7 protein-coding genes are annotated in these 12,199 nt (G+C 64.9%); 4 read left to right on the plus strand and 3 right to left on the minus strand.

Annotated elements, in window-relative coordinates; translation table 11 throughout:
- Positions 1-29: 29 nt before the first annotated feature.
- Entirely contained in the window at positions 30-974 is a 945-nt protein-coding gene (ispH, locus tag ACFFJ6_RS05825) for a 4-hydroxy-3-methylbut-2-enyl diphosphate reductase (RefSeq protein WP_378385286.1), read from the minus strand.
- A gap of 299 nt (positions 975-1,273) precedes the next feature.
- Here ispH and hpnN point away from each other — a divergent pair, with 299 nt between their 5' ends.
- Both hpnN and hpnO read left to right on the plus strand, forming a co-directional pair.
- A complete protein-coding gene (hpnN, locus tag ACFFJ6_RS05830; protein ID WP_378385288.1) occupies positions 1,274-3,880 on the plus strand; it encodes a hopanoid transporter HpnN in 2,607 nt (868 codons plus the stop codon).
- A 318-nt stretch (positions 3,881-4,198) separates the two neighbouring features.
- The gene (gene hpnO, locus ACFFJ6_RS05835; protein ID WP_378385290.1) at positions 4,199-5,590 is read left to right on the plus strand and encodes an aminobacteriohopanetriol synthase HpnO; all 1,392 of its coding nucleotides are present in this window, start codon (positions 4,199-4,201) and stop codon (positions 5,588-5,590) included.
- A 6-nt stretch (positions 5,591-5,596) separates the two neighbouring features.
- Here the strand turns inward: hpnO and ACFFJ6_RS05840 are convergent, their stop codons facing one another.
- Both ACFFJ6_RS05840 and ACFFJ6_RS05845 read right to left on the minus strand, forming a co-directional pair.
- Entirely contained in the window at positions 5,597-8,275 is a 2,679-nt protein-coding gene (locus ACFFJ6_RS05840; RefSeq protein WP_378385292.1) for a response regulator, read from the minus strand.
- A 212-nt stretch (positions 8,276-8,487) separates the two neighbouring features.
- Positions 8,488-10,107: a GMC family oxidoreductase gene (locus ACFFJ6_RS05845; protein ID WP_378385294.1), complete on the minus strand. Its 1,620-nt coding sequence runs from the start codon at positions 10,105-10,107 to the stop codon at positions 8,488-8,490.
- Between the two features lie 144 nt (positions 10,108-10,251).
- Between ACFFJ6_RS05845 and ACFFJ6_RS05850 the strand changes: the two genes are divergently transcribed.
- Together ACFFJ6_RS05850 and ACFFJ6_RS05855 are read left to right on the plus strand one after the other, a co-directional pair.
- Positions 10,252-11,421, plus strand: coding sequence for a M20 aminoacylase family protein (locus ACFFJ6_RS05850; protein WP_378385296.1), 1,170 nt, complete (start codon positions 10,252-10,254; stop codon positions 11,419-11,421).
- A 136-nt stretch (positions 11,422-11,557) separates the two neighbouring features.
- The gene (locus tag ACFFJ6_RS05855; RefSeq protein ID WP_378385298.1) at positions 11,558-12,058 is read left to right on the plus strand and encodes a YciE/YciF ferroxidase family protein; all 501 of its coding nucleotides are present in this window, start codon (positions 11,558-11,560) and stop codon (positions 12,056-12,058) included.
- Positions 12,059-12,199: the final 141 nt, after the last annotated feature.

The raw sequence follows: 12,199 nt of genomic DNA on the forward strand, positions 1-12,199 counted from the left end.
CTCTCTCATTCAAATCGTCGATGTGCGGATCAGGCCGTTGCCAGCTCCGCGGGCAGAACGAACTCGATGTTTTCCTCGCGGCCCGGGAGCATCGACACGGTCACCGGAACGATCCGGCGCAGCGCTTCGATCACGTCGTCCACCAGGACTTCTGGCGCGGACGCGCCGGCGGTGATGCCCACCGCCTTCTTGCCGACGAGCCATTCCGGGTTCAGCTCGCTGCCGTCGGCAATGAGATAACTCGGGATGCCGGCTTCGGTACCTATTTCCCGCAGCCGATTCGAATTGGAACTGTTGTTGGCGCCGACCACCAGGATCAGGTCGACCAGCTTGCTCATGTCCCGCACCGCCGATTGCCGGTTTTGCGTGGCATAGCAGATATCGCGGGTGTCCGGGCCCTGGATATCCGAGAATCGCTTTGAAAGCGCAGCGATGATGTCCTTGGTGTCGTCCACGCTCAGCGTGGTCTGGGTGATATAGGCCACCGGCGTGTCGGACGGCAGCGTCAGCGACGCCACGTCCTGCAGGTTCTGCACCAGCAGCACCGGGCCGGGAACCTGACCCATCGTACCCTCGACCTCGGGGTGGCCGGCGTGGCCGATCAGGATCAGCGTGCGACCCTTCGACGTATACCGCTTGCCCTGGTTGTGCACCTTGGTCACAAGCGGGCAGGTTGCATTCAGCACCGGGAGGTCACGTGCGGCGGCTTCTTCCTCAACGCTGCGCGCCACGCCGTGGGCGCTGAACACCGTCACGGCCTTCGGCGGCACCTCGGACAGGTCCTCCACGAAAATCGCGCCCTTGGCCTTGAGGCTTTCCACCACGTATTTGTTGTGCACGATCTCGTGCCGCACATAGACGGGCGGGCCGTATTTCTCCAGCGCGCGCTCGACGATCTCGATCGCACGAACGACGCCGGCACAGAATCCGCGGGGTTGGGCTAGAAAGACTTCGAGAGGGCGAACGTCAGACAAAGGGCACCACGCTCATCGTTGTTCCGTATCCTGGCAACATTATCGGCAAATCCCATACCACATCTAGTCGGTACGGTGACACCCACAACGCAGGCGGCGCAGGGTTCCCGCGGGCCGTTCATCAAAACGCCCTTGGCAATCCTGCCTGTTAAGATTACTTCCGGCCACGACGCCCGCGGGCTTCATGGGTATTTCCTGGTTCTGTGGTCGCTGGAACACAGAGGCCAGTTCGATCATCTTCCGATACCCGGCGGAGCCGCCGCATTCTAGGCAAGCCGATAGCAATAGAAAGAGCAAATGTGCTGAAAAGTGCCGTCGTTTCCGTTGTCAAAGCCAGCACCCGGTTTGCGTCTATTACTGTCACGATCGGAGTACTTCTGGCGATCGCCAGCGGCTTCTATACTTTCAAACACTTCGCCATCAACACCGATATCAATCATTTGATCTCGGCCGATCTCGACTGGCGGAAGCGTGATATCGCTTTCGAGAAGGCATTCGATCAGGAAAGATTGATCCTGACGGTGGTGGAAGCGCCGACTCCGGAATTCGCCAACGCCGCCGCGGCGGCGCTGTTCCAGAAATTGTCGAGCAACACCAAGAACTTCGAGTCGGTGAAGCGGCTCGGCGGGGGGCCGTTCTTCGACCGCAACGGATTGCTTTTCCTGCCGACCGAAGAAGTTGCGAAGATCACCGGCCAGTTCCAGTCGGCGGTTCCGCTGATCGAAATCATGGCCGGGGACCCGAGCATCCGTGGTCTCACGGCGGCGCTGGAGACCGGGTTGGTCGGCGTCCAACGCGGCCAGGTCAAGCTCGACGGTGCTGCGGCACCATTCAATACCATCAGCCAGACCGTCGAGGATGTCCTCGCCAAGCGCGAGACCTTCTTCTCCTGGCGCGGGCTGAGCAGCCCCGAGCCGCTCACCGATGGCGACAAGCGACAGTTCATTGAGATCAAGCCGATCCTCGATTTCCAGGCGCTGGAGCCCGGCAAGGACGCGACCGACGCGATTCGCCAGGCTGCGGTGGACCTCAAGCTGGAGCAACAGTTTGGCGCGCGGGTCCGGCTGACCGGCCCGGTGCCGATCGCCAACGAGGAGTTCGCCACCGTCAAGGATGGCGCCGTCGTCAACGGCATCGGCACCGTCGTCGTGGTGCTGTTCATCCTGTGGCTGGCGCTGCATTCGTCGAAGATCATCTTCGCCGTCGCGGCCAACCTGTTCGTCGGGCTTGCGATCACCACCGCGGTCGGACTGCTGATGGTCGGCTCGCTGAACCTTTTGTCGATTGCCTTCGCGGTGCTGTTCGTCGGTCTCGGGGTTGATTTCGGCATTCAGTACAGCGTTCGCTACCGATCGGAGCGTCACAAGACCGGAGACCTCGACAAGGCGCTGGTGCAGGCTGCCGACTATTCGGCCGTGCCGTTGTCACTGGCGGCGATGTCGACCACCGCGGGCTTCCTGTCGTTCCTGCCGACGTCCTACAAGGGCATCTCTGAACTCGGCGAGATCGCCGGCGCCGGCATGGCGATCGCGTTTCTGTCCAGCATCACGGTGCTGCCGGCGCTGATCAAGCTGCTCAACCCGCCCGGCGAGAAGGAGCCGCTCGGCTACGCGTTCCTGGCGCCGGTGGACCACTTCCTCGAGAAGTACCGGATTGCGATCATCGCCGGCACCATCGGCGTTTCGCTCGCCGGCCTGCCGCTGCTTTACTACATGCAGTTCGACTTCAACCCGATCAATCTGCGGAACCCGAAGGTCGAGTCGATCGCGACCTTCCTCGACCTGCGGAAGGATCCGAATACCGGTGCTAACGCCGTCAACGTGATGGCGTCGTCGGAGCAGGATGCCCGCCAGATCGAGGCCAAGCTGTCGAAGCTGCCGGAAGTGTCGCGCACGCTGTCACTGGATACCTTCGTGCCGGCCGACCAGCCGGCCAAGCTGAAGCTGATCCAGGCCGGCGCCAAGGTGCTGGAGCCGGCCCTCAATCCGGACCAGGTCGATCCGCCGCCGACCGACAAGGAAAACGTCGACTCGCTGAACAGCTCGGCGGAAGCGCTGCGCAAGACCGCCGGCAATGCCAGCGGTGCGGGCGCTGATGCCGCGCGGCGGCTCGCCAAGGCCCTCGCGGCGCTGGCGACCGCCGACCAGGCGACGCGCGAGCACGCCCAGGCGGTATTCGTGACGCCGCTGAAGATCGCGCTCGATCAGTTGCGCAGCATGCTGCAGGCCCAGCCGGTCACGCTCGAGAACCTGCCGCCGGACATCGTGTCGTCGTGGAAGACCAAGGACGGTCAGACCCGCGTCGAGGTGCTGCCGAATGGTGATCCGAACGATAACGACACGCTGCGCAAATTCGCCGCGGCGGTGCTGAAGGTCGAGCCGAACGCGATCGGCGGGCCGGTGTCGATCCTGAAGTCAGGCGACACCATCGTCGGCTCGTTCATTCAGGCCGGCCTGTGGGCGCTGCTGTCGATCTCGCTGCTGCTGTGGATCACCCTGAAGCGCTTCACGGACGTGCTGCTGACGCTGGTTCCACTTCTGGTGGCGGGCGCGGTGACGCTGGAGATCTGCGTGCTGATCGATCTGCCGCTGAACTTCGCCAATATCGTCGCGCTGCCTCTGCTGCTCGGCGTCGGCGTCGCGTTCAAGATCTACTACGTCACGGCGTGGCGCTCGGGACGCACCAATCTGCTGCAGTCGGCGCTCACCCGGGCGATCTTCTTCAGCGCGCTGACGACCGCGACCGCGTTCGGCAGCCTGTGGCTGTCGAACCATCCGGGCACCGCGAGCATGGGCAAGCTGCTGGCACTGTCGCTGCTGACCACGCTGGGCGCTGTGCTGCTGTTCCAGCCGGCGCTGATGGGCAAGCCGCGGCACATCGACGAAAGCGGCGACACCGATCTCTGAGTCGGCGAGGGCGACTTCGCCACCTGTTTGGACGCGACCGGCAGGGGAGGAGTTTTCCCTTGCCGCCGCGTTCCGGAGGAGGAAACCGGTGCCGCACGGTGCAAGCTGTCACGATTGCCGCAGGGGGCGTTACGGGGCTGGCGCCGCCCCGCCGGATCGGACTATACGAAGGTGGGGGCGTCTTTCGTAAGCCGCGGGGCCACTGCCGCAATATTGGCATGTCGCTCGCGCATCACAATTCCGGAAAGAAAGCTCGAGCGCGGTACGACGTCTGCCTTTTGTGTTGACGGCGGCTCCAACAAGCGACGTAACTAGCCCATGAACCAGCCGAATTTAGACCTCGCCGAGATGTTCGCGGCCCGCGAGTCGCAGCGCAGCAACATGCACGCGCGGCATCTGAACGAGCAGCTCGTCCGTGTCCTCAAGACTATCGGCTACGACGTCGGTTTCCAGAAGGGCGTCGGCCAGTATCTCTACGATCGCGATGGCGCGCGCTACCTGGACCTGCTGAGCGGCTTCGGCGTTTTCGCGCTCGGCCGCAACCATCCGGTGCTGCGCAAGTCGCTGCAGAGCGTGCTGGACGCCGACCTGCCCAATCTGGTGCAGCTCGACGTCTCGACGCTGGCCGGCATTCTGGCGGAGCGCTTGCTCGAGCAGGTGCCGTATCTCGACAAGGTGTTCTTTGCCAACTCCGGTGCCGAGAGCGTCGAGGCGGCGATCAAGTTCGCGCGTGGCGCCACCGGCCGTAACGGCATCGTCAATTGCGATCACAGCTATCACGGCCTGACCTACGGCGCGCTGTCGCTGACCGACGACCAGAATTTCCAGGGCGGCTTCGGGCCGCTGCTGCCGGGCGTCACCACGATCCCGTTCAACGATCTCGCCGCGCTGGAGAAGGTGCTGTCGACCCGCGAGGTCGCCGCCTTCATCGTCGAGCCGATCCAGGGCAAGGGCGTCAACATGCCCACCGACGAGTTCCTGCCGGGCGCGGCGGCGCTGTGCAAGCGCTACGGCACGCTGTTCGTCGCCGACGAGATCCAGACCGGCATGGGCCGCACCGGCCGCTTCCTCGCGGTCGAGCACTGGAACGTCGAGCCCGATATGGTGCTGCTGTCGAAGGCGCTGTCGGGCGGCCACGTCCCGGTCGGCGCGGTGCTGACGCGCAAGTCGATCTTCGACAAGATATTCAACCGCATGGACCGCGCGGTGGTGCACGGCTCGACCTTCGCCAAGAACGATCTGGCAATGGCCGCCGGCATTGCGACGCTGGAGGTGCTGAAGGCCGAGAAGCTGGTCGAGGCTGCCGCCAAGCGCGGCGCCGAGCTGCGGCTGGCGCTGACCCGCATGGTCCCGGGCTACGAGCTGCTCAAGGAAGTCCGCGGCAAGGGCCTGATGATCGGCGTCGAGTTCGGTCCGCCGAAGTCGCTGCGGCTGAAGGCCTCGTGGACGATGCTGGAAAGCGCCAACAAGGGCCTGTTCGTCCAGCTGATCACCGTCCCGCTGTTCAAGGATCACAAGATCCTGACGCAGGTGGCCGGCCATGGCCTGCACACCATCAAGCTGCTGCCGCCGCTGACGATCACCGAAGACGACTGCGCCTGGATCGAACGCTCGTTCGATCAGGTCATCGCCGACAGCCACAAGGTCCCCGGCGCGATCTGGTCGCTCGGCAAGACCCTCGTCGACAACGCGATGCGCAAGTCGGCATAGGCGCAGCTACGACGTCCGCTCGAGCACGCGCTGCGGAGTCGATGAGTCGCCGGCCATGTCGTCGATTTGCCGGGCGAGGTCATCGGCATTCGCCGGCTTGCGCATCACAACGCAGGTTTTGCTGGCCTCGATGTGGAGCGCCTTGCCGGGGAAACCCGTCAGCAGAATAGTCGGCAAGCCCGACCTGCGGCGGTGGATTTCCTCGATCAGCGCCAAGCCGTCCATGCCCGGCATCGACAGATCGGTGATCACGAGATCGATGCCGGCATCGAGTTGATCGAGTGCGGTCACGGCCGACGCGGCGCGCCGCACGGCAAATCCGCGCCGCTGCATCTGGCGGACCAGGATATCGAGTACCAGAGGGTCGTCGTCCACGATCAGCAGCGTCGTGTCGCTGCGCCGCCGCGTCTGCGGGGCTGGCGCGATGTCCTGCACCGGACGGCCGGTGTCGGCCTCGGCCGCGGGGAACCACAGTTTCACCGACGTGCCGCGCCCAAGCTCGGTTTCGATGTCCAGCGCACCGCCGCTCTGTTCGGCGAAGCCCTTGGCCATCGCCAGACCGAGACCGGTGCCTTGTCCGATCTCCTTGGTCGAAAAGAACGGCTCGCACGCCCGCGCAAGCACCTCTGGCGTCATGCCGGCGCCGGTGTCGGAGATGGTGATCCGCAGATACGGCCCCGGCGCCAGCAGCGTGATCTGGCCGTGCTCGTGGTCTTGCTCGATCCTCTCCGAGCAGACCGAGATGTACAGCGTCCCGGTGTCATTCATCGCGTCGCGGGCATTGACCGCGATGTTGATGAGCACGGTTTCCAGCTGCGACTTGTCGGCCTTCAGCGCAGGCAGGCCGGGTTCGATCAGCAGTTCGATGGCGATACCGTCGCCCAGCGTGTGCGACAGCATCTGTTCGAGCGATTCGAGCATCGCATAGACGTCCACCTGATCGGCGCTGAGATCGCTGCGGCGGGAGAACGCGAGCAGGCGGCTGGTGATGGCGGCGGCCCGCGTCGACGCGTCGAGCATGATCTGCGCCATGTGGCGGGTCTGGGGCGGATTGTTCTGAGCGGCTTCGATCATCTCGGCGCAGCCCTGCACGACCTGGATGACATTGTTGAAGTCGTGCGCGATGCCGCCTGCGAGCTGGCCGATCGCCTCCATCCGCTGGGCATGCGCCAGCCGTGCTTGCACGGCCTCGCGCCGTGCGACTTCGTCCTGCACCCGCTGCTCGAGGCTGCAGGTGAGCTGGCGCAGCTCGCGTTCGCTCGCCGCATAGGCTTCCAACGCGGCGTCGGCGTCCGCCTTGGCGCGTTTGAGCGCGTCGATGTCGTCGATTTCGGAGGTGATGTCGCGGATGATGCCGATCATGGTGTCGCGGGCACCACTCTGGCTGAGCCACTGGCCGGTGACGTGGACCCAGCGGAAGCCGAGCACGGGATGCTTGATCCGGGCGCGAACCTCGAACATCGCGCCATAGTCGATCGCCTTGCGGATCGCTGCTCCGACGATCTTGCGGTCGTCGGGATGAACGAGACCGATGAAGTAAGCGGTGTCGGTGGTCTCTTCCGCGGGGCCGCCGAGAATCCCACGCGCCTTTTCGCTGATCGTCGTGGTCTGCATCGTCACATGCGCGGTCCATGTGCCCATGTCGGCGCCGTCGATCGCCAGCTTGAGGTGCTCCCGGCTGGATTGCAGCGCGCGCGCCTGCAGATCCACGATTCGACGCGCGTCGATGCTGTGCCGGCGCCAGCCGTATGCGACAACGAGCGACGTCGCGATGATCGCCAGCGTCAGCGCCCCCGTCGCGGCGAGTTCCTTCCTCCAGCTCGACGAGTAGTCGGTCGGAGACTGGCCGACGACGACATAGAACGGATAGTTCGGAACCTTGTCGTAGGACAGCAGCCGCGGCACCTTGTCCAGGCTGACGGCGTAGTATGTTCCGGAGTTTGGATATCGAGCGAGATGGGCGCGCCACTCCGCCGTGACGCTCTTGTCGCCGGGCAGGATGCCTGCCGCTTCTGGCGGCGGGAAGCGGGTGACGGTCGACAGATCGAGTGCGCGGAGGCTGATTGCGCTCTTTCTTCCGAGATCGATGCTGCTGAACAGATCCTGAATCGATTTCAGCGAAACGACCGCGAACACCACGCCGGCGAAATCACCGTTGCTGCGATCCAGGCGTCTCGCCAGCACGATCGACCAGATCTTGTCGCCGTAGCTCTGCAGCGGCTCGGATACGACGAGGCCGGCATCGGTCGAGTTGCGAAGACGCAGAAAGTAGTTGCGCTGCGATACGTTGACCCGGTTGCCTTCAGGCAAGCCCGAGCCTGCCACAACGTCGCCGGCCGCGTTCGTCACGCGCAGGAATTCCAACCGGCGATGCCGACGAAATTGGCGGTCGGCCGCGGCTGCGATCGCGCCGGGACTCACCAGCTCCTGCTTGGTTTCAAGCTCGTCCTTCAGCGTCAGCAGCGCCAGATCGATCTTGTCGAGGCCGGCCGCAACATCGTGGCTCAGCAGCCGGGCTGTGTTTCTGGTTGTGACGGCGGCGGCCTCTTCGTGGACGCGATAGCTGTGCCAGATCGAAAGCGAGACCAGCACGATCACCAGCAAATCCGCGATCAGCACCGCCAGCAGCCAGCGCCATTGTCGCCATGGAGATCGGACTCCCTGCGGGGCATGCACGTCGACCATTTGCTTGCCTCTGATGCAAAATGCCACTCGGGCAAGATGACTCTCGAAAGCCGCAAAGTCGCGATCTGATAACGATTATCAACGATCCGACCGCTGATCGGATGATAGTTTGTTCCGCGCAAACCCCATGTCCAATTTCGGACGTGTTCTCCTTTGGTCTGACTGTGATCAGGCTACGTTTGCGAGCTAGGCGGGGCGGCGTCCCGCCGGACTCACTTCCCGTCCTGGAGGATCATCTCCGCGCCTTTCTCGGCGATCATCGCCGTTGGCGTGTTGGTGTTGCCGGAGGTGATCGTCGGCATCACCGAGGCGTCGACGACGCGCAGGCCTTGCAGGCCGTGGAAGCGCAGCCGGTCGTCGACCACCGCCATCGGGTCGCTGGCGAGACCCATCTTGGCGGTGCCGACCGGGTGGAAGATCGTGGTGCCGATATCGCCGGCGGCTTTGGCCAGTGATGCGTCGTCGTCACCGACCAGCGGGCCCGGCAGATACTCTTCCGGTTGATACTTCGCCAGCGCCGCCTGCTTCATCAGCCGGCGGGTGACGCGGATCGCGTCGGCGGCGACGCGGCGGTCGTCCTCGGTCTCGAGATAATGCGGCGCGATCGAGGGCGCCGCGTCGAGCGCGGCGGTCTTGATCCGGATCTCGCCGCGCGAGGTCGGGCGCAGATTGCAGGCGCTCACCGTGATGGCCGGGAAGCGGTGCAGCGGATCGCCGAACTTGTCGAGCGAGAGCGGCTGGACGTGGAACTGGATGTTGGCGCGCTCCTGATGCGGATCGGAACGGGTGAAAATGCCGAGCTGCGACGGCGCCATCGTCAGCGGGCCACGGCGGCGAAACGCGTAGTCGATGCCCATCCAGGCGCGGCGCGGCAGCGAATGATAGATCTCGTTGAGCGTGCGGCCGCCGCTGACGCGATAGATCGCGCGCTGCTGCAGATGGTCCTGCAGATTGCGTCCGACGCCGGGGCGATCCAGCACCGGCTCGATGCCGAGGGGCTTGAGCCATTCGGCCGGTCCGATACCCGAACGCTGCAGCACCTGGACCGAGCCGATCGAACCCGCGCACAGCACCACCTCGCGCCGCGCCCGCGCTTCCACCGCTGCGCCATTGTGCAGAAAGCGGACGCCGACGGCCCGACCGTTCTCGACGATGACTCGTTCGGTCAGCACGTTGGTCTCGAGCCGCAGGTTCTTGCGGTGCAGTGCCGGCTTGAGGAAGCCGCGCGCCGACGACCAGCGCCGGCCGCGCTTCTGGTTGACGTGGAAATAGCCGACGCCTTCATTGTCGCCGGTGTTGAAATCGGCGCTGCGCGGAATGCCCATCTCGCCCGCCGCATCCGCCACCGCGTCGAGGATGGGCCAGGACAGCCGCGCCGCCTCGATCCGCCAGCCGCCGCCGGCGCCATGATGCTCGCTGTCGCCGAGGAAATGGTCCTCGAGCCGCCGGAACGCCGGCCGCACGTCGTCCCAGCCCCAGCCGGAGAGGCCGAGCTGGCGCCAATGGTCGTAGTCGGCGGCCTGTCCGCGCATCGAGATCATCGCATTGATCGCCGACGAGCCGCCGATCACCTTGCCGCGCGGATAGGCGAGGGACCGGCCGTTGAGGCCGGGCTCCGGATCGGTCTTGAACATCCAGTCCGAGCGCGGATTGCCGATCGCGAACAGATAGCCGACCGGGATGTGAAACCAGATCCAGTTGTCGCGGCCGCCGGCTTCCAGCAGCAGCACCCGGCAGTTCGGATCGGCCGACAGCCGATTGGCGACGATGCAACCCGCGGTGCCCGCACCGACCACGATATAGTCGAATTCGCCCTCGATCTGCGCCGTCATCCATTCCATCCCACGCGCTGCGGCCTGTGCCTTCGTGATTTTGCAGACGCTTAGCCCCCTGCGGCGACGCTGTACAGTTGCTGCGGAGCGGCAGGGCGGTTAGCCTGCCATTTCGGATCGTGAAATTTGGAGCCTGTCAGCCTCATGCCCGTGATCAACCGCGTCGCCGATCTGCAACCCGAGATCATGGCCTGGCGCCACGACATCCATCAGCATCCCGAGCTGATGTACGACGTCGACCGGACGGCAGCCTTCGTCGCCGACCGGCTGCGGGAATTCGGCTGCGACGAGGTCGTCACCGGCCTCGGCCGGACAGGCGTGGTCGGGGTGATCCGGGGCCGCAAGCCGGTCAGCGGCGAGCTCAAGGTGATCGGGCTGCGCGCCGATATGGACGCGCTGCCGATCGAGGAGGCGACCGATCTGCCCTACGCCTCCAAGGTGCCCGGCAAGATGCACGCCTGCGGCCACGACGGCCACACGGCCATGCTGCTCGGCGCGGCGCGCTATCTCGCCGAAACCCGCAACTTCGCCGGCGACGTGGTGGTGATCTTCCAGCCGGCCGAGGAAGGCGGCGCCGGCGCCGCCGCGATGATCAAGGACGGCCTGATCGACCGGTTCGGCATCGAGCAGGTCTATGGCATGCACAACGGCCCCGGCATTCCGGTCGGCGCCTTCGCGATCAGCCCGGGGCCGATCATGGCCTCGACCGACTCGGTCGACATCCGGATCGAGGGGGTGGGCGGCCACGCCGCCCGGCCGCATATGTGCATCGACTCGGTGCTGGTCGGCGCGCAGCTCATCACCGCGCTGCAGTCGATCGTGTCGCGCACCGTCGATCCGCTCGAAGCGGCGGTGGTGTCGATCTGCGAATTCCATGCCGGCAATGCCCGCAACGTGATTCCGCAGATCGCCGAGCTGAAGGGGACGGTCCGCACCCTGAAGGCCGAAGTTCGCGACCTGGTCGAGAAGCGCATCCACGAGGTCGCGGCCGGCGTGGCGCAGTTGACCGGTGCGAAGATCACCGTCGAGTACGAGCGCGGCTATCCGGTGGTGGTCAATCACGCCGACCAGACCCAGGTGGCGCAGCGCATCGCCCGCGACATCGCCGGCGACGCCAACGTGATGTCGATGCCGCCGCTGATGGGGGCCGAGGATTTCGCCTACATGCTGGAAGCGCGACCGGGCGCCTTCATCTTCCTCGGCAATGGCGACAGCGCCGGGCTGCATCATCCGGCCTATAATTTCAACGACGACGCCATCGTCTATGGCACGTCGTACTGGATCAAGCTGGTCGAGACCCAGCTCGCTGCCTGACCGCGCACCTCGCGCGTCGCCTCAATTGATCGACGCTCGCGCATCTGGCGCGGGCGCGCGTAGTTACAGGAACAATCACCTCCAAGTTGCGTTGGGCGCAGGTCTGAGACGACCTGCACACCAACCGGAGGCGACAATGGCTGCTGCCAAAGACAAGACTCTCAACGATCTCTTCCTCGACACCCTCAAGGACATCTACTACGCCGAGAAGCAGATTCTGAAGGCGCTGCCGAAGATGGCGAAGGCGGCCACCTCGGACAAGCTGCGCGCCGCGTTCGAGAAGCACGAAGGCGAGACCGAAGGCCAGATCGATCGGTTGGAGCAGATCTTCGAGCTGCTGGACAAGCCGGCGCGCGGCAAGACTTGCGACGCGATCATGGGCATCCTCGAAGAGGGCAAGGAGATCATGAGCGAGTACAAGGGCACCGAGGCGCTCGACGCCGGGCTGCTTGCCGCTGCGCAGGCCGTGGAGCACTATGAGATCTCGCGCTACGGCACGTTGAAGCAGTGGGCGACCCAGCTCGGCATGAAGGACGCCGCCAAGCTGCTCGACCAGACGCTGCAGCAGGAAAAGACCACCGACGTCAACCTGACCAAGCTCGCCGAGACCGCGGTCAACCTCGCTGCCGCGGCCTGATCGTTTCGTCACCGATCGTCGAGCATCGCGTTCGGTGTCGAATGATCACTCGTCATGCCCGGCCTCGTGCCGGACATCCACGTCCTTTCGCACTGGAGTCGAGGAAAGGCGCGGATGGCCGGGACAAGCCGGCCACGACGT

Source organism: Rhodopseudomonas telluris (genome assembly GCF_042432815.1).
GTDB lineage: Bacteria > Pseudomonadota > Alphaproteobacteria > Rhizobiales > Xanthobacteraceae > Rhodopseudomonas > Rhodopseudomonas telluris.

Bases quoted from the DNA above. Each gene is read 5' to 3' on its own strand.
- hpnO (WP_378385290.1), top strand. From the start codon at position 4,199: ATGAACCAGCCGAATTTAGACCTCGCCGAGATGTTCGCGGCCCGCGAG.
- ACFFJ6_RS05845 (WP_378385294.1), bottom strand. From the start codon at position 10,107: ATGACGGCGCAGATCGAGGGCGAATTCGACTATATCGTGGTCGGTGCG.
- ACFFJ6_RS05855 (WP_378385298.1), top strand. From the start codon at position 11,558: ATGGCTGCTGCCAAAGACAAGACTCTCAACGATCTCTTCCTCGACACC.
- ACFFJ6_RS05840 (WP_378385292.1), bottom strand. From the start codon at position 8,275: ATGGTCGACGTGCATGCCCCGCAGGGAGTCCGATCTCCATGGCGACAA.
- ACFFJ6_RS05850 (WP_378385296.1), top strand. From the start codon at position 10,252: ATGCCCGTGATCAACCGCGTCGCCGATCTGCAACCCGAGATCATGGCC.